The following is a 22,951-nucleotide window of genomic DNA, read 5'->3' on the forward strand; positions in this document are numbered from 1 at the left end:
TGGCTGATCTGTTTAAACTTCATCCTCTAATCGTACAGAAATGACCTTAGAAACCCCTGCATCAGCCATTGTGACACCATACATGGTACCTGCTGCTGCCATTGTCCCACGACGATGTGTGACAACAATAAATTGATTGGAGTTATCAAAGTGATTCATGTAATCTCCGAAACGTTTAACATTCGCTTCATCTAATGCTGCTTCTACCTCATCCAAGACCACAAATGGAACCGTTCTAACTCGTAAAATAGCAAAAATTAATGCCAGAGCAGTTAAGGCTTTTTCTCCTCCAGACATGAGATTCAAGCTGGCTAATTTTTTACCTGGAGGTTGTACTTTGATTTCGACACCAGCTTCCAATAGATTAGTGCTGGTTAACTCAAGATTAGCTTCTCCTCCGGCAAACATTTGTGAAAAGGTTAGTTGGAAACTTTCTCTAATTTGTTCAAATGTTGTCTTAAAGCGGATTTCTACCTCTTCATTCATCTCTTGAATCGTTTCGAGTAGCATATTTTTAGCTTCCAAGAGGTCATCCCGTTGGCCACTCAAAAATGCGTGACGTTGATATACTTCCTCATACTGAGTGATAGCATCCAAATAAATCGGACCGAGCGCACGGATTTGGCGTTCTAAAAGACTGAGCTGTTGCTCTGATTCAGAAAGATTTTCAAGGGTTTTAGCCTTCATTTTAGCTTCATCGAAACTCATTTCATACTCAGTAAAGAGTGTGGTTTGACGATTTTTCAAGAGCTTTTCTGATTGTTCAATCCTTACTTCCAAACGCGCTTTTTGATTATTTAGCACTTGATTTTGTTCCAATAGGTCCCGATTTTGTTCTTCTAATTCTTCTGCTTGAGCTTGAAGATCGTCCCTCTCAAAGCGTAAGCTCACTAACTTCACATTAGCTTCTTGAAGTTTAGCCTCAGTCTCTTTCAATTGGTAAGCATAAAGATTACGACTTTCTTCATCGATCTGAGCTTCTCCAATTGCTTGCAACTTAGCTTTTTCAGTACCTAAAGCTTCATATTCTTGCCTTAAGCGCTCTTGCTCGGTTTGAGCAAAACGTAATTCATTTTTTAGACTGGACAGGAGTAATTTCGTTTCATGATAAGCACTATTTTTTTGTTCTTTAAGAGCATTGAAACTTTGACTGTTAGATTTAACTTCTTCAAGTTGATTATCTAAGGATTGTTTGTCCTCAGCAATTTTAGACAGCTGCTGTATCAGCATTTCGTTATTCTTTGATAATTCTTGCAGTGCTTGATGCGCTTCCGTATTTTCGGTATCCGCAACCAAATCTTGCAGATTTGCTTTTTGTTCTGATAATTGCTTAATCTGCAACTGTAAGCTTTGTTCCGCAAGGCGTTTTTCTTGAATATTGGAACGTAAAGCTTCAAGTTGACCACTCAAAGTTTGACGTGAAAGCTGTTGTTTTTGTAATTTGTCTTCGACTGCTTTTAACTTACTTTCTGCTAAAGCGATAACTTCAGTCAGATGATCAATTTCTGTGCTGGTAAAAGTTGTATTGTTACGTTTTGCTGCACCACCAGAGTAAGAACCACCCGGATTAATCTGCGTACCATCCAAGGTAACGATACGAATAGCGTAGTTCATTGTACGTGCTATTTGACTTGCATGTTCAGCTGTATCAACAATGGCGGTAGTTGCTAACAAACTTGACATTGCTCTTTGCAATCGTGGTTCAAAATTAACCAAATTTAAAGCAGTGTCAATGAACCCCTCCATTGTCACTAGACGTTCGTAATTTCGAAACTCCCGAGGCTTTATTGTTGTAAGCGGGAGAAATGTTGCACGACCCAAGCGTTTTTCTCTTAAATAAGCGATAGCTTTTTTGGCTGAGTTTTCATCTTCTACCACAATATTTTGACTGCCACCACCTAAAGCAATATCAATAGCTGTGGTGTATTTTTTATCAAAAGTTAAAAGATCGGCAACAACGCCAATAACACCACCAAGTGCAGCACTTTGTGTCATAACAGCCCGTACACCCTGATACAGATTACTGTGACTGTCCCGAATATTTTCCATGCTTGCAAGATTGGCCTTGTACTTGCTAAGCTGTTGCATCTGATCGTACATCACATTTTGACCTTGACGCTCTGCTTCAACATATTTTGCTTCTGTCGCGCTCTTTTCTTGTAGTTCCTTTTCAAGTTTTTGAGCAGTTTGAGTGAGCGCGCCTAAAGCAGTTTTTGCTTTTGTAAGATCAGCAGAAATCGTTTGAAACTTTTCTGTGTTTTCTTTTGCGTTTTCATCAGATTCCACTAGGCGACGTGAAATATTTTCATATTCAGCCTTATTTTTAGTTAATTTATTAGAAAACTCTGCCTCTTGTTGCACCAATTGCAAATAGTCTTCGCGAAGTCGCTCTGCTAAAGTTTCTGGACTTTCAGCAAAACGTTCCAATTCTTTTTCTAACTGCTCAAGTTGTTCTTGGGCTGCCTTCTCTTTATCTTTGAGTTCCGCTTTTTTCTTTTCTGAAGTTTCTTTCTGTTGCGAAACTTCCTGTAATTTAACATCAAGTTCTTCAATACGCTCTTGACGTTCTGCAGCTGATTTTTGAGAAGAGGACTTTTGCAGATCGAAAACTTCTATTTTATGTTGTAAATCAGACTTAAGTTCTGTTAAGGACAAGCTGTCTTGTTGGACTTTCTCTTGCTCTTGTTCTACTTTCAAACGCGCTTTTTTAAGATTAGTTAGCTGCTCTTCGTAGCTTTCTTGTTGACTTTTTAAAGTACTAAGCTCAGTTTCTACTGCATTTAAGTCATCTTTCGCTTGTTCATACTTTTCCTTCTCCTCAAGAAGTTGAGCCACCAAAACAGAAAGAGCAAGCTCAGAGCGTTGTGCCTCTAAATCTTGAAAACGCAAAGCAACATCACGTTGGGCACGCAATGGTGTTAATTGACCATTAAGTTCAAAGATAATATCTTCGAGACGATCGAGATTATCTTGTGTGGTCTGTAGTTTGCTCTCTGTTTCAGCACGCCGTGTCTTGTACTTCAAAACACCAGCTGCTTCTTCAAAAATTGCTCGACGTTCTTCTGCTTTCGAATTAAAGACTGATTCGATACGTCCTTGGGAAATAATCGAAAGAGAATCACGCCCCAACCCTGTATCTGTAAAAAGTTCATGAATATCTTTCAAGCGGCACTTACGCCCATTAATCAAAAATTCCGAATCACCATTGCGATATAGACGACGTGTAATAGTTACTTCCACGTCTTCTTCATAACCTGTAAGATACTGGTCTGCATTATCAAAAGTTACAATAACTTCAGTATAGTTTAGTGCCTTACGCTTTGCTGTACCTGAAAAAATAACATCCGGCATTTTCCCGCCACGAAGTGACTTAGCTGATTGCTCTCCTAAAGCCCAGCGTAGTGCTTCAACTATATTTGACTTACCGGAACCATTGGGTCCAACAACAGCTGTAACGCCTTGGTCAAATTCAATTTTCGTGCGGTCAGCAAAAGACTTAAAACCGACAATTTCCATTTTTTTAAGATACATGAATCTGACCTTTTATTGCATTTTCCGCTGCTTTTTGTTCAGCAACTTTCTTTGATTTACCTCGCCCACGTCCAAGCTCTTTTCCATTATTATAAACTGCAGCGACGAATTCACGCGCGTGTGCTGGGCCTGTTTCTTCTAAAATTTTATATTCGATGATCGTCTCACCATCAACTTGCAGAACCTCTTGCAGGTTTGTTTTATAATCAATGACTTTAAAATAATCGTCAGCTTTTACATGCGGAATAACCACTCGATTTATAAATCGACGAACTTCTTCCATACCTGCATCTAAGAAAAGAGCACCTAGAAAAGCTTCAAAGAGATTTTCTAGGTTGGTATCACGATTACGTCCGCCTGTTTTTTCCTCACCATTACCTAAACGTAGAAAACGTCCAAACTCACACTGACGCGAAAAATTAGCCAAAGATTCTGTGCGGACAATGCTAGAACGCATCTTCGATAATTCACCTTCAAGTTTATCTGGATAAGTACGATAAAGATATTCTGAGATGATTAAAGACAGAGCGACGTCTCCCAAAAACTCCAAACGTTCATTGTTTGCAACCTTTGGGAGGCGTTCTTCATTCGTGTAGCTCGAGTGAGTAAAAGCTATTTTTAACAATTCTTCATCAGCAAATTTTATACCAAATTCATTTTTAAGCTTATTTTGAAGCTCAAACATAAAAATTCCTCCTAAATTTTATTATTAACTTAGTTATTATACCAAATTTTTGTGCCTTTTTGGTGTAGACTACAAAGAAAAGAGCTTGCACAGGCAAACTCTTTTACACACTATCCATACGCGCTAATATAAAGGCTAGAACGAAACAGAGCCCTAATGGTAGAGCCACTACCATCACGTATAAATTTAGCATTGAAATTAAAATATAGAAACTTCCAATAACTAACTGATAAAGTTGCCATATTCCACCTGTTGGTCGATCCATCCGAATAAAGGAGACCCAATTTACAATCATGATTGACATAACAATGACAAACACTAAAGCAAAAAGTTTCAATAGAAAAAGGCCACTATGCCCTGCAATGGTCAGAGTCATTTCCAGGTCTTTTTCTTCCCAGTTAATTATGAATCGAATAAAGGCAAACATCATTAATACAGCAATAAGGGTTGTAAAAACACTCCCAATCAAGGCACAAATTTTCGCTCGTTTCATCTTTTCTCCGTTGTTTTGATGACTGTATTTTATAACTATAAGCTTAAATTAACACTAAAGTAGTGCAGATATTCAAAAAGGAAAGAAAACCTCTCAAAAAAATTTTAAAGTTTTCGTCCATCATTCCAATCTGTCTGTAGGTAGAACGCTACACATAAAAAACACTCAACGATAATAAAAAACCATAACATTTTGTCATGATTTTTTAAACTCCTATATTATTTAAGTGCTTGAGCAGCTGTAATAATAGCAAGTTTATAAACATCTTCTTCGTTACTTCCACGAGAAAGGTCAGAGATTGGTGCGTTCAAACCTTGCAAGATTGGACCAATTGCTTCAAAGTTTCCTAGACGTTGAGCAATTTTGTAGCCAATATTACCAGATTGGATATCTGGGAAGATAAATACATTTGAACGTCCTGCCACTGGGCTATCTGGTGATTTTTGACGGGCAACTGCTGGAGAGAACGCTGCATCAAATTGAAGTTCGCCATCGATATCAAGCTCTGGATGTTTTTCTTTGACCAATGCTGTTGCTTCAACGACTTTAGTCACATCATCTGATTTACCTGAACCTTTAGTTGAGAAAGATAGCATTGCAACTTTTGGATCAATATCAAAGAGTTTTGCTGTTTCCGCTGAAGCCACAGCGATATCCGCCAAGGTATTTGCATCTGGATCAATGTTAATCGCACAATCGGCAAAGATATACTTTTCATTATCGTCACGGCCACGAACCATAATGAATGCACCTGATACGGATTTCACACCTGGTTTAGTTTTAATAATTTGTAGGGCAGGACGGACAGTGTCCGCAGTTGAATGAACTGCACCTGAAACCATACCATCAGCGATACCCATATGTACAAGCATTGTTCCAAAATAGTTTGAATCTTTAAGGATTTCGCGCGCTTGCTCTTCTGTTACTTTACCTTTACGATGTTCAACAAAAATTTCGACCATTTTCTCAAAACGTTCACAGTTCAATGGATCGTAGATTTGAAAACCATCTGGATTAATCCCACGTGAGATTAAAGTACCTGTTACTTCAGAGATATTCCCAATAAATACTGGGGTAATCAATTTATCTGCGTACAGACGGTTAGCTGCGCCTAATACACGCGCATCTGTTCCTTCAGGAAAGACAATTTGTAGGCCTTTGCCAGAAATTTTTTGTTTGAGCGATTCAAAGAGTTCCATAATACTTCCTTTTACTATTTTTAGAATTTCAATAATGATTATATCACAATGTCACAAAAAACGCCCACTTATGTAAACGTTTTTTTAATATTATGGATAGAAGAGTTTCTTCTGTACATTCTTTTTTCGAATAAAAAAAACAATCTTGCGATTGCTTCTTACTCTCCATGCAAAATACTGGCGATCTTCGTAGTTAAGATATCTACCCCAACAGTATTTGAAACGCCTTCTGGAATAATGACATCCGCATATCGTTTCGTTGGTTCAATAAATTGATGATACATCGGTTTTACAGCATCCATATATTGTGTAATAACAGAATCTAAAGTACGTCCACGTTCTTCAATATCGCGACGGATACGACGTAAAATGCGTACATCATCATCTGTATCCACGAACACCTTAATATCCATTAAGTTACGCAGTTTTTCGTTTTCTAAAACTAAGATTCCTTCTACAATCAAGACATCTACAGGTTCTTGTCGGTAAGTTTTTTCACTGCGTGTATGGTTGGCATAATCATAGGTTGGGATATCAACAGCACGACCATTTTGCAACTCTTTTAATTGGGCAATCAGGTAGTCTGTATCAAAAGCCAATGGATGGTCGTAGTTTGTCTTTGTACGTTCTTCAAATGTTAATTGTGATTGATCCTTATAGTAACTGTCATGTTCAATCATAGCAATATTTTCATCTTTAAACATAGATAAAATTGCTTGAGACACGCTGGTTTTCCCACTTGCTGAGCCACCTGTTACACCGATAATCAATGGTTTTTTCAAAATTACTTCTCCATATTTTATGTATCCACTATAACTTCAATTTCTTAGGGATATTATGTTATTCTCCCTATTTTATCATAAAACTGAACCAGCTTCAGCTCTAAAAACTATTTCAAACCAATCTTTTTTATCACTTAAAAAATTTAGTGACTTTTATTTTCACAGCTCATGCATTAGTTTTAAATGAGTTTTACCAAAAAATTTGCTATAATGGTTTTAATAAATTTTTGATAAGAAAAGGGGTGTATGATGCTTAAACTTGGAATTATCGGTACTGGGTGGATTAGTGGATCTTTTGTCGAAGCTGCCCATCTCACCAAAAAATATAGTCTTGAGGCTGTTTACTCACGTAATCTTGAGAGTGCAGTATCTTTTACAGAAGACTTTGACGATATCGAACTTTACGATGATTTAGATGATTTTTTCAAGCATGATTTGGATATCATCTATATTGCCAGCCCAAATGCTATCCATTTTGAACAAGCGAAGGCTGCTATTTTAGCAGGTAACAATATCATCGTTGAAAAGCCAGCGTTTTCAAATCCACAAGAATTAGCTGAAATTATCAAGTTAGCGGATGAAAATGACGTTCTCTTTTTCGAGGCTGCCCGAAACATCCATGAACAAGCCTTTGAGACCATCAATTTATTCTTAGCAGATAAAAAAGTTGTTGGGGCTGATTTTACCTATTCAAAATACTCTTCAAAAATGCCTGCACTATTAGCTGGAAAACTTCCCAATAAATTCAACAGCAAATTTTCTGGCGGCTTGCTCGCTGATTTAGGTGTTTATCTCCTCTATGCAGCCGTTTATTGGTTTGACAAACCACAGTCTGCTTGCTACGATGCAGTCGTTTTGCCAAGTGGTGTGGATATTTCTGGTATTGGAAGCTTGGATTATGGTGATTTCAAAGTTGCAATCAAATGCGCAGGAAACCTCACAAGCTATCTCTCAAGTGAAATTTACACAGATCAAGGTACCCTGATTTTAGATGGTGTAAATGCTATAACCTCTGCAAAATTTATTCGTTTTGATGGAAGCAAGGAAGTTATCAAGGTTACACCGCCAAAACATTCTCTCCTTGATGAAGCTCTCCACTTTGCTGAAATCATTGAAACTATTTCAACTCCTGCTGCTCGTTCACTCTACAAAGACTTGCACCAGTTGGCACAAGATGTTTCTGAAACAAGTTATATGATGCGCCAAAGTGCAGGAATCGTCTTTGAAGCTGATAAAAAATAAGATTTAATCATTGACTCCATATCGGAGTCTTCTGATCCCTTAGTTAAATTGGATATAACCCGGACCTCCTAAGTCTGAATCGCCAGTTCGAACCTGGCAGGGATCATTAAAAAAAGCTTCCTTAAGGAAGCTTTTTTTATATTTATTCAATTGAGGCATAAAACCTATAAAGGAGAATATGGGATTCGAACCCATGCGCGGTTTTACCCACCTATACACTTTCCAAGCGTACCTCTTCAGCCTCTTGAGTAATTCTCCAAATGTTAATTATCAATTTTCAAAATATATTATACCATATCCTCTGCCATAAATGCCAATTTATGTGTAGTTTGTGATAACAATAATTAAAAAACTCTTCCACATGACATGGAAGAGTAGGAGTTTTATGAAAAAATTTTATTGGAATAAATGTATTATACTGTTTGCTCCTTAAAAGAAGCTCAAGTCAAAATAAACTGAAACAGAAATACACTTTTACTTCTTTTAAAGTAGTCCTGCATCTTTAAGGATATCTTCAAGATAGGTACCTTTTATCTTCTTCAAACCAAACTTCAAAGATTCTTTTTTCAAAAGAGGCAAATCCATTTCCATCAATTTCTTTTTGTCTGAAAGATAATAAACCGAACGAGCTAGTGTGCGCAAGTCGTAAGCCGAAGCAAAAACTTCAGGGACACCACGCTCTACATTTAGAAATTGATAAACAGCTTCCATCGCGGTACGTACCGAATACTCGGTTGTGAAGACCGTATCTCTCTCTGTCTCAGCAAAATTCCCAATAAAGGCAAGATTCACAGAATTTTCCGGAATCACTTGAGGACGATCCCCTGGCTCACGTAACATAAAGTAAGAGGTAATAAAGGGCATATAAACTGGAATCGTATTAGTATTTTCTTTAACAAATTCCTCTATTTCTGCTTCAGGCATACCCAAATGATAAAGGAGCTCTTGTGTTATTTCCTCACCGGTACATTTCTCAATTGGTTTTTTAATATAGTTCCCTGGTGTATTAGACAAGAGACCATAAACCCATGTCACAGTTTCACCATCTTTTTGTTCCTTAAAATGAGGTTGACGATGGGTAGTGAAACTCATCAGCCAGTTTGAATCCTTAATAGTGATAATTCCGCCTGTCACAACTTTACCTGAACGTAATTCACGGTGGGTTAATTTTTCAAAATAAGGTTGAATTTTGAGATTCTTCCAAGTCACGGTCGCCGATACAAACCAACTTTCATCAGGCAAGTTGTCATAAAAGACTTCTGGTTTCCCAAATTCGGATGACTGCGCAGCCAGATTTTTCCATAGTTTCCAAGAGCCACCTAAATCTTTTGTAATTGGAGCTGCTTCTGTTGGACTTCCTTGTGTTGAACTTTCAGTAATTGAACCATTCGTCACAAAAACAAGGTCAACTTCCGTCAAGTCTTGTACTTTTCCATCTGCAAATATAATTTTCTTAGCTACTTTTTTGTTGTTCGAAAAATCTACTTCAATATTTTCAACTTGTGCTTCATATTGGAAGATTACACCATGGTCTTTCAAAAAGGCAAGCAAGGGTTTTACTAAAGATTCGTATTGATTATACTTTGTAAATTTTAGTGCTGTGAAGTCTGGTAACCCTTTGATGTGATGAATAAATCGCATAATGTAGCGTCGCATTTCAATCGCTGAGTGCCATTTTTCAAAAGCAAACATTGAGCACCAGTAAAGCCAAAAGTTTGATTCAAAAAATTCTTCACTGAAAACATCTTCAATTTTTTTGCCTACCAAACTTTCTTCCTGTGCCATGAAAAGCTTCACGATTTCATCTTGAGCTTGTCGACTTAAGGTAAATTGTCCATCATCAGCAACACGTTCACCACGATTCGCAATAATGCGACAATTAGAAGAGTTAGGATCATCCTTATCTAAATAGTAAAATTCATCTAAAACTGAAGCATTTTCTACTTCCAGACTTGGAATAGAATGAAAAAGATCCCAAAGACACTCAAAATGGTTTTCCATTTCGCGTCCCCCACGAATCACAAAACCATCATGGGGAATAAAGGAACCGTCTAAAGAACCACCTGAAAGAGAAAGTTCTTCTAAGATATGAATACGATTCCCTGGGACTTGGCCATCTCTGATCAGAAAGACAGCCGCAGCTAGTCCTGCAAGACCTGCCCCGACAATATAGGCAGACTTTTTGTCAGCCTCTTGTGGTTTTCTTGGTCGAACAAAAGCTTCATAATTTCCGTTTGTATAACGCATATTCAATCCCTCTTTTCTAATTGTTCTTATAATTTGATTATATTCTTAAAAGAGAGCGATTTCAAATTTCTTCTGGCTCTTTTGGACAAGTCTATATTTTTTGAGTAAAAAAGAAACTCAAACAAAAACCAGCTCCTTATCTTGATACCACTTGCTTCATTTCACCCTGTATATTACCTTTTTACTAAAATCTTTTCTGTGTTTTCTCTTTATTTTTTGCACGATGTAATGCTCTAAGTTTTTGTCTCTTTTTAGCATGATAGATTGCCAAAGCATGTATGAGAATAGAGACAAAGAAGAGAAGAAAAATCTCTCTAAGTGTTATCCATTCAGAAAATAAAAGCAAGACAGAGAAATTCACCACAAATATAAAGACGTAATAAGCACGCTCTTTATTATTTTTCATAAGCTCTATGGGATAGATACTGTTCGAGAAAGAGATACTCGTGCAAGGTAAACTCCAACGCTTTTGAATCTGGTTCTTGCTCTACATTCACATTACTCGCTTGAACCATACCAACGGCTGATGGCATTGATGCCGATAATAAAGTTAAACCTGAAATACTCATAATTATAAATTTTTTCAATTTCTTCTCCATAAGATTTTCCCTTTCTTGATCTAACGCTGAAGCACTTCATCCAGCACACTTTATTTGCAGTTTCCTTTTTAAAGTTTTACTCTCCTTTCATCAAAGGCCTTTTTATTTGATTAATAAAAGGTTAACAAGCTTATCTTAAGTCAAACTGAATTTTATATACTATTCTATTAATTTAATGAGCCGTTTTTGGCTCACTTTATTTGAAGACCAAACTAATAAATTTTAAAACAAAAAAACACCCTAAGGAGGCGCTTTTTTATGCTTAATGTGCTACTGGATTGCTAGCAATAATTTCCATATTACCTGAAAGTTGCCATTGCTCAATCCCTGTAGGGAGGATGAAGTGGTCGCCTTTCGATAATGCATACGTTTTATCAGCCACCGTAAGTTGTCCTTTTCCTTCAAGAATAGACACGAGCATATAGTCTGCTGTAGCTTCAAAGTCTTGTGTACCGTGAATTGACCATTTATAAACGTCAAAGAACTCTGATTTTACCAAAGTTGTTAAGTCTGCATTTTCTTCTTTAACAACTTGGACTTTATTTTCTGGTGTTTGATCCCCTGGTATGTGAAGCACATCAATTGATTGTTGTATGTGTAATTCACGAAGATTGCCTTGGTCATCCTTACGGTCGAAATCATATACACGGTAAGTTGTGTCGCTTGATTGTTGCGTTTCCAGAATAACAATGCCCGCACCAATTGCATGCATTGTTCCTGCAGGTACATGGAAGAAATCACCTGCTTTGACTTTAACTTTGCGTAGTAAGTGATCCCAGTCTCCAGAATTAATCATTTCTGCAAGTTCTTCACGTGATTTTGCATTATGTCCATAAATAATCTCAGAACCTTCTTCTGCTGAAATGATATACCAACATTCTGTTTTACCAAGCTCGCCTTCATGCTTCATGCCGTATTCATCATTTGGATGAACTTGCACTGAAAGCCAGTCATTGGCGTCCAAGATTTTTGTTAAGAGAGGAAATACTTCTTCTTTCGTATTGCCGAAAAGCTCACGGTGTTGGTCAAATACCTTGTCTAATTTTTGTCCAGCGAATTTTCCATTTTTAATTGTTGAAACACCATGTGGATGAGCTGAAATTGCCCAGTATTCACCGATTTTATCAGATGGTAATTCATAGCCAAAAGATTTAAGGTGATCACCACCCCAGAGTTTTTCTTGCAATACGGAATCTAAAAATAATGGTTCTATTGACATTTTTTCTCCTCATTTGTTTAATAATACTTCGTTCATTATAGCACAAAAGCGGTTTATTTTTCCTGTACAAGCAATCTTTTTGTATTTTTATAAAATAAAAAAGCTTCCTCTAAGGATTCGCTCTTTTATCTTGTATCAATCTTCTTTTCATAAAATCGCTTTTTAGTGACAGTCAGTATTTAAAATTTATATGAGATAAAACATTCGGTATTTCAGCAACAAATAATGCAATAATCACAAATAAAATTGCAATCAAAGCAATTTCCCACACCATCAAGATAACCAATGGATGAACACCATCAATATATAATTTATCTGCAATTTTGTCCATCCAGTGTTGTTTCATAAACATAATATATCAGATAAATTATAAAAACGCAATCGTTAGTCTCCAATTTATTGATAATTACTCGCTTTAATGCTGATAATTATTATCAAATTCATCGACTTCGATATATATGTAAGACTTTTTGTCCGGCAGTGCTTTTCGAATATCTTTTTCGATTGCATTAATAATTTCATAGCTTTGTGCTTCATACTCTGCTGGAATATCAATCTTTGCCGCAATTAGAATCTCAGTTGGACCGATGTGGATTGTCTTGATATCAATCAACTGTTTAACTGTTTCACGAATAAAGCTACGTGTTATTTTTTCTAAATCTGAAGCAGTGACACTTTCACCAACAATTAAACTATAGAACTCTCGCACCAAAAAGACTGCTGCTGCCATGAGCAATAAACCAATCAAGATTCCGGACAGAGCATCATACATGGGGTTTCCTGTAAGAAAAGTGAGGACTGTTCCTCCAAGGGCTAACATTAAACCAATAATGGCACAGAAATCCTCCGCAAAGATAACTAAAATCTCACTGTGTCGACTCTCATGCAAAAATCTAAACAAGGGTAATTTTTCGGTATTGAGCTCTTTAATTTCTTTAAAAGCAACGCGAAGTGAACTGCCCTCTATAATCATGCCAAAGAGTAAGATAGCAATCAGAAGCAAAGGATTATTGACCTCATGAGCAGGGTGGACCAGCTTGTCATAAGCCTCCATTACACCAATAACGCCACCACCAAAAAACAGGAAAGTAGCGACCAACATGCTAAAAAAGTATTTTGCACGCGCTTCTCCAAAAGGATGGACCTGGCTTTGTGCTCTTTTGGCACGCTTATCACCAAAAAGCAACAAAACTTGATTTCCACAGTCAACTAAACTGTGTATACTTTCGTTGAGCATTGCCGCACTACCACTTAAGGCATAACCTACAAACTTACTTATTGCCACTAGTACATTGGCACCAAGGGCTGCGATCACGGATCCCATGCCAGTATGTTCTTTTTCTGCCATAATATTTTTCCTCATTATACTTTTTATTTAGATTTTAACACAATAACCTGCTTTGCACATACAAGTGTGACTTTTAGCATTTTGCCATGAGTATTATAGCACAGTCCCCTCATTTTTGCAGACTATATATAAAAAAATAAGCCTCAATGATGAGTGCTTATTTTTTTTATTAATATTCTGGTTTATCCAAATTACGGAGAAGTTCATCGATTTTTGAACCATATTCGACAGATTCATCTTTGGCAAACTTCAAATCCGGGATACGATACATGGTCATACGTTGTGCTAACTCACGTTTAACAAGACCTGTGGCTTTTTCCAGACCTTTTTTAGCTTTTTCATTGTCACTGGCAAGGTTAGACAGCAAGCTGTAATAAACTGTTGCTTGACTCAAATCACCTGTCACTTGAACATCTGTAATATTCACATCTTGAACGCGGGGATCTCGAATCTTATGACGCAAAATATCATTGATTTCACGTTGGATTTCGACAGCCACACGGTCACTGCGGAAGGAAGTGCCCATAATCATTCTCCTTTTTTATTTTTTCCTCAAACATTTTAAATTTTAACGCTTGATTTCAACCATTTTATAAACTTCAAATGTATCGTCAACAAGAATGTCGTTGTAGTTTTCTACCATCAAACCACCTTCTTGGGCATTACCGACTTCTTTAACATCATCTTTGTAATGTTTCAAGCTAGCGATAGCTCCATCATGGATAACTACACCGTCACGAATAACTCGAACGCTGGCATCACGTTGAACTTTACCACGGATAACCATAAATCCGGCAATTGTACCAACTTTAGAAACGTTGAATGTTTCACGGACAATCGCTTCACCGATAATTTCTTCTTTGTATTCTGGATCCAGCATACCACGCATGGCTGTTTCGATTTCTTCAATAACTTTATAGATGATGCTGTGAAGACGAATATCTACATCTTCATGTTCCGCTTGCTCACGTGCAAGTCCCGTTGGACGAACATTGAAACCGATAATAATCGCATTTGAAGCTGCTGCTAATGAAACGTCTGATTCACTAATCGCACCAACTGCCGCGTGAACGATATCAACTTTTACACCTTCAACATCAATTTTTTGTAAGGAAGCAGCCATCGCTTCAGCTGTACCTTGTACATCAGCCTTGATGATGATGTTAACTGTTTTAACTTGACCTTCTTTAAGTGTATCAAAGAGGTTATCAAGACTTACACGGCGAGTGCTTTGACGTTTAATCAATTGGGCACGTTTGGCACGTTCTTCACCAGCTGCACGTGCAGATTTTTCATCTTCAAAGACGGCGAAATGATCACCAGCTTGAGGCACATCAGAGAGACCTGTCAATTCGACTGGTGTTGATGGCAAAGCTTCTTTAATACGACGACCCAAGTCATTTGTCATCGTACGTACACGACCATATGTGTTACCAACAACGATTGGGTCTTGAACGTGAAGTGTACCTTGTTGTACCAAGAGTGTGGCAATAGCACCACGTCCTTGGTCAAGACGTGCTTCAACAACTGTACCAATAGCACGGACAGTTGGGTCTGCTTTAAGTTCTTGCATTTCAGCAACAAGCAAAACAGTTTCCAAAAGAGCATCAAGATTTTGATTGAATTTAGCTGAGATTTCAACAAATTCAGATTCACCGCCCCAAGCTTGTGACATAACACCGTGTTCAGCTAATTCTTGAATTACACGCTGTGGGTTTGCACCTGGTTTATCAATTTTGTTAATGGCAACGATGATTGGTACACCAGCAGCTTTTGAGTGATTGATAGCTTCAATCGTTTGTGGCATAACACCATCATCAGCGGCAACAACCAAGATTGTAATATCGGTTACTGAGGCACCACGTGCACGCATGCTTGTGAATGCTTCGTGCCCTGGTGTGTCCAAGAAAGTGATTTTCTTATCTCCAGTTTTGATTTGATAAGCACCGATATGTTGTGTGATACCACCAGCTTCACCTTCAGTGACACGAGATTCACGGAAACGGTCAAGCAAGGTTGTTTTACCATGGTCAACGTGACCCATGATTGTAACAACAGCTGGACGTTCTACCATGTTTTCTTCGTTAAGGTAATCTTCTTCAACGAAAAGACGTTCAATATCAGATTGGTCTTCTTCCACTTTTTTAACTGGAGTAATACCATAATCCATAAGGATTAATTCCAAAGTATCTTCATCAAGAGATTGGTTTTGATTAACCATTGTTCCCATCATGAAAAGTTTTTTGATGATCTCAGCTGGTTCACGTTTGATTGCTTTTGCAATATCTTGAACGTTCATGCCTTCAGCATATTCCACTGATTCTGGTAATTCATGATATTTACGAGTAGATACTGGTGCGGCAGATTGTTGGTTTTTACCTCCACGGCGACCTTTTTGATTCCAGTTTGAGTTACGTGCATTACGTACTTGATTACGGTTATCATTTACACGCAATGGTCCGCCTGGGCGACGACCATCTGAAGATTTGTCGTGTTCGTTTTTCTTGCGGTCACGATCACGGCGGTTATTGTTTTTACCGGAAGTAGCAGGTGCTGTAAATACTTCTGTTGAGGGTTTACTCTCAAATTTATTGCCGCCACGATTTTGGTTATCATTATTGCGACGATTGTCATTTTGATTGCGACCTTGTCCACCGCGACGATTGTCATTGTTACGGCGATCATTTTGACGACGTTCTTGACGAGCAGCATCTTTTTTCGCTGCTTCTTTTTTGATATCTTCTGCGCGTTTTACGACTTTGATTTGAATCCTTGGTTTTTTATCCAATGCTTTTTTAGGTTCTTCTTTCACTGGCTCAGTAGTTTTTTCTTCTTGCTTTTTCGCTGCTGGAGCTGGAGCTTCTGATTTCTTCTCTACTTTTGGCGCTGTTTTTTCTTGTTTTACTGTTTTAACTTCTTCCACTTTTGGTTCAGCCTTTACTTCAGCTTCAACCTTTGCGGCTTTTTCTGCTTCTTCTTTAGCTTTAATACGTGCCAAGATGGCAGGATCTTCAACCACTGCTTTTCCTGCAAAGGTGCGTGGCGCGTCATCTTTTTTCTTTGATGTTTTCGCTTTTGACTGGGTATCTTTTGCTGGAGCAGCTGTTTTTTCTGTTGCAGTAGTTCCTGATTTCACACGTGCAATGATTTTTTCTGCTTCAGCATCTGTGACTGAACTTGAGTGAGCTTTAACAGCCAAGCCCAATTCTTGTGCAGCTGACACAAGATCAGCATTTTTCAATCCTGTTTCTTTTGCGATTTGATTAATTCGTTTTTTATCAGACAATGTTGTCCTCCTTATTTTTTAGTTAGTCATAAGGCTCTCCATTTTCTTTGCAAATCCATCATCAGCAATGGCTAACACTTTTCGATTAGCACCAATTGCTACTGAAAGTTCATTTACTGAGAACGTTTGTAAGACGCTTACCTCATAGTAACTCGATTTATCGGTGATTTTTTTGATCAAATTCTCTGACGCATCATGGGCAACAAAAACTAAACTGGCTTTGCCATTTTGAATGGCTTTAACCACAAGTTCTTCCCCTGTGATGACTTTTCCTGCACGTTTAGCAAGACCGAGTAAATTCAATACTTTTTTTGTATTATTCATATTAGTCTTAGTCCGGTGCCAAGTCTGCCGAATAAGTAGCTTCTGCTAATTCACGGCGTGCAACTTGGTGTTCAACATAACTGATCAGTTCGTCATAAAATTCGTCTGAGATTTTTGTACTGAAAGTACGATCAAAGACATGTCTCTTCTTAGCGAGCTGTGCTTCTTCATTTGATAAGGCAATATAAGCACCACGGCCATGTGCCTTACCTGTCGGGTCAATGGAGATTTGCCCCTCTTTGTTAAAAGCAATACGTAAAAGATCACGTTTAGCGATTTGCTCACCAGAAACTAAAGACTTTCTCATGGGAGTCTTTTTTTGTTTCATAGGCCTATTCTTCAGTTGTTGCTTCTTCTGAAACAGTTTCAGCAACTTCTTCTACAATTTCATCTACTTCTTCAACAAGTGCATCAAGCTCCGCCATTTCCTTTTGGAAATCTTCTTCGGACTTGATATCAATCTTACAGTTTGTAACGTGTGCAGCAAGACGTACATTTTGTCCACGTTTACCGATTGCTAAGGATAATTGATCTTGAGCAACGACTGCAATTGCTGAACCGTCTTCACGGATAGCCACTTGCTCGATACGAGCTGGTTTAAGTGCGTTGGCAATCAAGGTTGCTTTGTCGGCATTATATTCGATGATATCCATCTTTTCACCAGCAAGCTCACGGATAATACCTTGAATACGTGCACCTTTTGCACCAACCATTGTACCGATAGCATCGACGTTTTCATCATGACTTTCGACAATGACTTTCGCACGATCACCTGCATCACGCGCAACAGATTTGATTTCTACTGTTCCATCGTAAACTTCAGGGATTTCTTTTTCAAACATACGTTTAAGCATATCTGGCGCTGTACGGCTGATGAAGACACGTGTCCCTTTTGGTGTCAAAAGTACGTCAGTCACATAAACTTTCACTTTGTCACCAACGTGATAATTTTCTTGACTGATACGGTCTTTGGCTGTCAAAAGTGCATCCACACGGCCCAAGTTAACGTAAACTGCACGCGCATCAACTTTTTCAACGGTACCCATGATGATTTCATCTTTATAACGGCTGTATTCATTGTAAATGATTGTACGTTCTTCTTCACGCATTTTTTGCATGATAACTTGTTTAGCTGCTCCCGCCGCTGTACGTGCAAAATCTTTTGGTTTTTCTTCAAACATGATTTTGTCGCCAATTTCATAATGCGGGTTTAATTCTTGGGCATCTTCAAGTGAGATTTCAAGACGGCTATCAAAGACTTCATCCACAATTTCACGTGTTGAGTAAACATTGAAGTTTCCTTTTTTCTCATCGAAAATAACTTTCACATTTTGTGCTTGACCATATTGGCGCTTGTAAGCAGCTGTGATTGCTTGCTCAATTGCTTCGATAACAATCTCTTGTTTAATGCCTTTTTCTTCTTCTAGCATTGTAAAGGCGTTAAGCATTTCCTTGCTCATTTTGTTTTTTCCTCTTTCTTGAGTTTTTTGGAAAATATTTTCTTTTTATTATTTCGGTTGAGAGACTTACTCTCAGAGCATTTAGAATTTCTTACAACTTCACTAAAGTTGTTGCTTTTGAAATCTTATCTGCTGGAATTTCAACTGTTTTCTTACGGGCTTTATCCATATATTCTACAGTTAAGGTGTTGTCCTCAAACTTCACCAAATCTCCAACAAATTCTTTTTCGCCTTCAATTTTTTGATAAAGTTTTACAAGAATGTACTCACCAATGGCACTTTGAAAATGTTCAGCTTTTTTAAGCGGACGTTCTGCACCAGGGCTTGCAACTTCAAGCATATAACCTTCGGTTGGAAATGGATCTGGCGAAATTGTGTCTAGCAAAGGTGAAAGAATTTCACTTAAATCGGCTGTGTCTTGAATCGTAATGCCATCTGCCTTATCCACCAAAAGTCGCAAAACCATATCTCCGCCAAGTTTTTCCCACTCAACATCAATCAATTCAAACTCTTCTGGTAGGTGAGGCAAGATGAAATCTTCTACTGTTTTTACAAGTGTTTCTGACATCTCTTCTCCTTTCAGAAAACAACACAGAAGGAGCGTCCTCACGAACGCTCCTTTCTAGTAGTTTTTTATTTAAGACTATTATAGCACATTTTTGCGGTTTGTCAAGAGGCATGATTACGCAGGGTGTACCGTTTAAACTTCCTAACTCGCACATAAAATTTCTTTGAAAATTCTTGAAAATCTAGCATTAAAGGGCTATGATAAAAAGAGTGTAATTTATAGGAGATGTTTATGAAAATTTATTTTCAGTTACTTATTATTTTTGGTTTTTCTTTCGTAGGAGATACGCTGTCAAACAGTTTGCATCTTCCTGTTCCCGGGAGTATTTTAGGAATGATTTTTTTATTCCTTGCGTTGCAATTTAAAGTTTTAAAATTCACTGATGTAGATGAGGTTGGGAGTTTCTTAATCAATAACATGACGATTTTATTTTTACCTGCTGGTGTGGGAATCATGGCCAAATGGTCCTTGATTTCCGATTTTTGGTGGCAAATAGCTTTGATTGTTCTTCTTGCTCTTATTGTGAATGTCTTTGTTTTAGGTCATTTGGTTCAATTTATTAAAGTCAAATATGAAGGAGATTACCTCGAACCAGAATTGTTAAAAAATAAAAGAGAGGTAAACTGATGGATGCCATTACTTCTAGCCCGCTGTTTGGTCTAACACTTACTATTTTAATATTTATTATTGGTGTACGTATCAATGAAAATATACGTAAGCCTTGGACGAATCCCTTACTTTTTGCAACCCTCGTTATTATTTTGATTTTGGTTGTAGCTAAAATACCTTATGAGAATTATTACAAAGGAGGCGCGATATTAAACGACTTGATTGGTCCTTCAACTGTTGCCTTAGGTATTCCTTTGTATAAAACCTTCCAGCTCATGAAGCATCATGCAAGATCAATTTTAATCAGTATCGCTGCTGCTGCTCTTATTAATACAGTTATTACGGCCTTATTGTTAAAATTTTTCGGTTTATCAAAATTAGCTTCATTGTCCCTTTTCCCAAAATCTGTAACTACTGCGATGGCTATTGGTATCACAGAAAAAATGCAAGGTGTGACAACGATTACGGTTGTCGTGGTCGTGGCTACCGGAATCTTGACCAGTGTCCTTGGCGTGCCATTGATGAAACTTTTTAAAATTAAAGACCCTGTGGCCCAAGGTGTGGTGCTCGGCGGCACTGGACATGCCGTTGGTACAGGAACTGCTATTGAACTAGGAAAAGTTCAAGGCGCCATGGGAGCTTTAGCGATTGGCGTAACCGGGATTATGTACGTGATTTTTGCACCTTTAGTGGCACATATTATTCTGGGCTATTGAGCCTAACTGTCTGAAATTCTAACCAGTTATAATAAAAAGCTTGAAGATTAACTTCAAGCTTTTTATTATTTACGTTTACGTGCAATCAAATGAATTGGTGTACCTTCAAAGACAAAGGCTTTACGGATTTGATTTTCTAAGAAGCGCATATAAGAGAAATGCATCAGTTCTTCTTCATTAACGAAGACCACAAATGTTGGTGGTTTAACAGCAACTTGGGTTGCATAGAAAATCTTCAAACGTTTCCCTTTATCTGTCGGTGTTGGATTAATTGCTACTGCATCCATAATAACATCATTCAAGACAGAACTTGAAATACGAAGGTTTTGTGAATGATGAATTTCCTTAATCATATCTGGAAGCTTATGAAGACGTTGACCTGTTTTAGCCGAAACATAAACAATCGGTGCATAATCAAGGAATTTAAATTTCCAACGAATATCGTCTTCGAATTTTTTCATAGTGTAATTGTCTTTTTCAAGTGTATCCCACTTGTTTACTACGAGAAGAATTCCCTTACCTGCATCATGAGCGAAGCCAGCAATCCGCATATCGTATTCACGAATTCCCTCTTCTGCATTGATGACCATAAGCACAATGTCGCTCCGATCAATAGCACGCATAGCACGCATTACAGAATATTTTTCTGTATTTTCGTAGATTTTCCCAGATTTACGCATCCCTGCTGTATCAATCATGAGGAATTCTTGCCCTTCTGCATCAGTAAAGCTTGTATCAATCGCATCACGTGTCGTACCTGCGACAGGGCTGGCAATGACACGATCTTCTCCGAGAATAGCGTTAATCAAACTTGATTTACCAACGTTTGGACGACCAATCAAACTAAATTTGATGACATCTGGATTTTCTTCTTCTGTTTCTGTTGGCAGGTTTTCAATGATTGCATCAAGAACGTCCCCTGTCCCTAAGCCGTGTACAGCGGATACAGGATAAGGTTCTCCCAGACCAAGTGAATAGAAGTCGAAGATTTCCATTCGGCGCTCCGGGTTATCTACTTTATTGACAACGAGGATAACTGGTTTATCTGTACGGTAGAGAATTTGTGCTACATGTTCATCAGCATCAGTAATTCCTGTTTCTCCATCCACAACAGCTACGATAACATCCGCTTCTTCCATCGCTATCTCTGCTTGGGCACGGATCTGTGTCATGAAGGGCTCATCCGAAAGTTCAATCCCTCCGGTATCAATAAGCGAGAATTTTTTGTTCAACCATTCGCCTGTGGCATAAATACGGTCACGTGTTACTCCAGGAATATCTTCAACAATTGAGATACGTTCTCCAGCAATACGGTTAAAAATCGTCGATTTTCCGACATTTGGTCGGCCGACAATGGCTACTGTAGGTAGTGTCATTTATTTTTTATCCTTTTCTTATCAGTAATATCAGTAATAAGTTTACTTCTCTTATTCCTCATCTTCTTCTTTTCATCTAAAAGAGAAAAAGTATGCATTGTAATTATAACATTTTACTGGCTATTTTTATAGCTCTGCCTTTTCAGATTAAAAGTGAGCCCGGAATTCTTGCTCACTTTTGATTATTTTTTAAGTTTTTTAAAGGGAATCTCCTTCACACCGAGAAGATCTAGGGCAAAGTTAAAGATTGGAATTCCCACGATAAGGCCCCAAACACCGAAGAAATGTTCTCCTAAGAAAAGAATCACGAAAGTGTAAAACATAGGCAGTTTTGTCTTATGGGCCATCAGATGCGGGTTGAGGACATAAGACTCAAGAGCATGGATTAAAGCAACCATCAGTAACACAAAGATGACATCCCTAATCCCGCCGATAGAATAACCGATGATGGATAAAGGAATACAAGAGACAAGTACACCAGCAACGGGAACAAGGCTCAGTAAGAAAATCATTACGCCCAAACTCAATAACTCTGGAAAGCCCATGAAGCTTAACGCAATAAGTGTCAAAGCGGTATTAACGAGAGCAATAATAAATTGCGTTTCCAAGACAACACCAAAGCCTGTAAAGAATTTGCTTGCCAGATAATAGACGTCTTCAAAGAACCAAGCAAAGTCACTTTCCAAGAAAAGAGCTGAAAATTTATTGGTTTCTTTACGATCAATAGTGAAGAAGAAACTCATTAAGAAGGCGAAAACGACAATGAGTAACCCTTTCCCAAAGCTGGTTACATAATCAACCAAAGTCCCCAAACTGCTTTGCAGTTTATCTGCCAAGTTGTATTCTTTAAAAAGATTATATATCGAATCCATCAGCGCACTCTCGCCATTGCTGTTGTTCTGGTAAAACTTACTTACTGCATTGATGAGGTGCGTGAGCTGATTTACCAATACGGGAATATATTCCGTAATGCCTAAGTAGATTAAAAAAAGAATGACACCATATAGGATAAAACCACTTATTTTACCAGGAAGTTTAATTTTTCGCTCGATAAAGCTGACAAAACGATAGGCGAGGTAGCTGAAGACGAAAGTCAAGAGCATCAGTGGGAGAATGCTTCGTACAAAATAGAGTACAGCAATGAGAAACGCCAAAACGACCCATCTTCTAAGTTTTTCATTTTTTATAAAATTTTGGTAGTATTCCATTAATTCCCATCCTTCAATTTTTATAGATTAAAAAATTGTATTTTCACATTTTCAAGCTT

General features: G+C 37.9%; 22 protein-coding genes and 2 tRNA genes. 4 read left to right on the plus strand and 20 right to left on the minus strand.

What is annotated here, in order from left to right; translation table 11 throughout:
* Positions 1-12 precede the first annotated feature (12 nt).
* The 5 genes from smc to udk all read right to left on the minus strand — a co-directional run bounded on the left by smc (position 13) and on the right by udk (position 6,690).
* Entirely contained in the window at positions 13-3,531 is a 3,519-nt protein-coding gene (gene smc, locus J0J36_RS06550; RefSeq protein ID WP_153925180.1) for a chromosome segregation protein SMC, read from the minus strand.
* The gene (rnc, locus tag J0J36_RS06555; RefSeq protein ID WP_004256199.1) at positions 3,521-4,216 is read right to left on the minus strand and encodes a ribonuclease III; all 696 of its coding nucleotides are present in this window, start codon (positions 4,214-4,216) and stop codon (positions 3,521-3,523) included. Before rnc ends, smc begins: the two co-directional genes overlap by 11 nt.
* 103 nt (positions 4,217-4,319) lie before the next feature.
* Positions 4,320-4,709 (minus strand): hypothetical protein, encoded by a 390-nt coding sequence (locus J0J36_RS06560; RefSeq protein ID WP_004256197.1) that lies wholly within the window; start codon positions 4,707-4,709, stop codon positions 4,320-4,322.
* A gap of 218 nt (positions 4,710-4,927) precedes the next feature.
* Entirely contained in the window at positions 4,928-5,908 is a 981-nt protein-coding gene (pta, locus tag J0J36_RS06565) for a phosphate acetyltransferase (protein ID WP_153925184.1), read from the minus strand.
* A gap of 158 nt (positions 5,909-6,066) precedes the next feature.
* Complete coding sequence (udk, locus tag J0J36_RS06570) at positions 6,067-6,690, minus strand: uridine kinase (protein ID WP_003135541.1); 624 nt, start codon at positions 6,688-6,690, stop codon at positions 6,067-6,069.
* A gap of 249 nt (positions 6,691-6,939) precedes the next feature.
* Between udk and J0J36_RS06575 the strand changes: the two genes are divergently transcribed.
* Complete coding sequence (locus tag J0J36_RS06575; RefSeq protein ID WP_004256188.1) at positions 6,940-7,932, plus strand: Gfo/Idh/MocA family protein; 993 nt, start codon at positions 6,940-6,942, stop codon at positions 7,930-7,932.
* Between the two features lie 33 nt (positions 7,933-7,965).
* Positions 7,966-8,038 (plus strand) — tRNA-Arg (locus tag J0J36_RS06580).
* A gap of 64 nt (positions 8,039-8,102) precedes the next feature.
* Here the strand turns inward: J0J36_RS06580 and J0J36_RS06585 are convergent.
* The 13 genes from J0J36_RS06585 to rimP all read right to left on the minus strand — a co-directional run bounded on the left by J0J36_RS06585 (position 8,103) and on the right by rimP (position 18,983).
* Positions 8,103-8,190, minus strand: a tRNA-Ser gene (locus tag J0J36_RS06585).
* A gap of 225 nt (positions 8,191-8,415) precedes the next feature.
* Positions 8,416-10,179, minus strand: a complete 1,764-nt coding sequence (locus J0J36_RS06590; protein WP_153925188.1) for an oleate hydratase — start codon at positions 10,177-10,179, stop codon at positions 8,416-8,418.
* A gap of 184 nt (positions 10,180-10,363) precedes the next feature.
* On the minus strand, positions 10,364-10,585 hold the full coding sequence (locus J0J36_RS06595) for a hypothetical protein (RefSeq protein WP_019291794.1): 222 nt from the start codon (positions 10,583-10,585) through the stop codon (positions 10,364-10,366).
* On the minus strand, positions 10,575-10,748 hold the full coding sequence (locus J0J36_RS06600; protein ID WP_242520591.1) for a hypothetical protein: 174 nt from the start codon (positions 10,746-10,748) through the stop codon (positions 10,575-10,577). The genes J0J36_RS06595 and J0J36_RS06600 overlap by 11 nt, the downstream gene beginning before the upstream one ends.
* A gap of 292 nt (positions 10,749-11,040) precedes the next feature.
* On the minus strand, positions 11,041-11,997 hold the full coding sequence (gene manA, locus J0J36_RS06605) for a mannose-6-phosphate isomerase, class I (RefSeq protein WP_019335467.1): 957 nt from the start codon (positions 11,995-11,997) through the stop codon (positions 11,041-11,043).
* 172 nt (positions 11,998-12,169) lie between these two features.
* On the minus strand, positions 12,170-12,343 hold the full coding sequence (locus J0J36_RS06610) for a hypothetical protein (protein ID WP_153925191.1): 174 nt from the start codon (positions 12,341-12,343) through the stop codon (positions 12,170-12,172).
* A 69-nt stretch (positions 12,344-12,412) separates the two neighbouring features.
* Positions 12,413-13,345 (minus strand): cation diffusion facilitator family transporter, encoded by a 933-nt coding sequence (locus tag J0J36_RS06615; RefSeq protein ID WP_019291798.1) that lies wholly within the window; start codon positions 13,343-13,345, stop codon positions 12,413-12,415.
* Positions 13,346-13,514: 169 nt separating this feature from the next.
* Entirely contained in the window at positions 13,515-13,871 is a 357-nt protein-coding gene (gene rbfA / locus J0J36_RS06620; RefSeq protein WP_003135548.1) for a 30S ribosome-binding factor RbfA, read from the minus strand.
* A gap of 42 nt (positions 13,872-13,913) precedes the next feature.
* On the minus strand, positions 13,914-16,631 hold the full coding sequence (gene infB / locus J0J36_RS06625; RefSeq protein WP_153925194.1) for a translation initiation factor IF-2: 2,718 nt from the start codon (positions 16,629-16,631) through the stop codon (positions 13,914-13,916).
* A gap of 18 nt (positions 16,632-16,649) precedes the next feature.
* Positions 16,650-16,955, minus strand: coding sequence for a YlxQ-related RNA-binding protein (locus tag J0J36_RS06630; protein ID WP_004256177.1), 306 nt, complete (start codon positions 16,953-16,955; stop codon positions 16,650-16,652).
* A gap of 7 nt (positions 16,956-16,962) precedes the next feature.
* Positions 16,963-17,283, minus strand: coding sequence for an RNase P modulator RnpM (gene rnpM, locus J0J36_RS06635; protein ID WP_153925198.1), 321 nt, complete (start codon positions 17,281-17,283; stop codon positions 16,963-16,965).
* A gap of 4 nt (positions 17,284-17,287) precedes the next feature.
* Positions 17,288-18,415 carry a transcription termination factor NusA gene (gene nusA / locus J0J36_RS06640; protein WP_004256172.1) on the minus strand — a complete coding sequence of 376 codons (1,128 nt, stop codon included), beginning with the start codon at positions 18,413-18,415 and terminating at the stop codon, positions 17,288-17,290.
* Between the two features lie 91 nt (positions 18,416-18,506).
* Complete coding sequence (rimP, locus tag J0J36_RS06645) at positions 18,507-18,983, minus strand: ribosome maturation factor RimP (RefSeq protein ID WP_019293047.1); 477 nt, start codon at positions 18,981-18,983, stop codon at positions 18,507-18,509.
* Between the two features lie 231 nt (positions 18,984-19,214).
* On the opposite strand from rimP, the gene J0J36_RS06650 reads away from it, so the two are divergent.
* A complete protein-coding gene (locus J0J36_RS06650; protein ID WP_019291799.1) occupies positions 19,215-19,610 on the plus strand; it encodes a CidA/LrgA family protein in 396 nt (131 codons plus the stop codon).
* Positions 19,610-20,308 carry an LrgB family protein gene (locus J0J36_RS06655; protein WP_004256157.1) on the plus strand — a complete coding sequence of 233 codons (699 nt, stop codon included), beginning with the start codon at positions 19,610-19,612 and terminating at the stop codon, positions 20,306-20,308. Before J0J36_RS06650 ends, J0J36_RS06655 begins: the two co-directional genes overlap by 1 nt.
* A gap of 65 nt (positions 20,309-20,373) precedes the next feature.
* Here J0J36_RS06655 and der read toward each other — a convergent pair whose 3' ends face one another.
* Together der and J0J36_RS06665 are read right to left on the minus strand one after the other, a co-directional pair.
* Entirely contained in the window at positions 20,374-21,684 is a 1,311-nt protein-coding gene (der, locus tag J0J36_RS06660; RefSeq protein ID WP_004256153.1) for a ribosome biogenesis GTPase Der, read from the minus strand.
* A 182-nt stretch (positions 21,685-21,866) separates the two neighbouring features.
* Complete coding sequence (locus J0J36_RS06665) at positions 21,867-22,892, minus strand: AI-2E family transporter (RefSeq protein ID WP_003134234.1); 1,026 nt, start codon at positions 22,890-22,892, stop codon at positions 21,867-21,869.
* Between the last annotated feature and the right edge of the window lie 59 nt (positions 22,893-22,951).

Origin of the sequence: Lactococcus sp. LG1074 (assembly GCF_017309525.1) — a bacterium.
Taxonomy (GTDB): domain Bacteria; phylum Bacillota; class Bacilli; order Lactobacillales; family Streptococcaceae; genus Lactococcus; species Lactococcus petauri.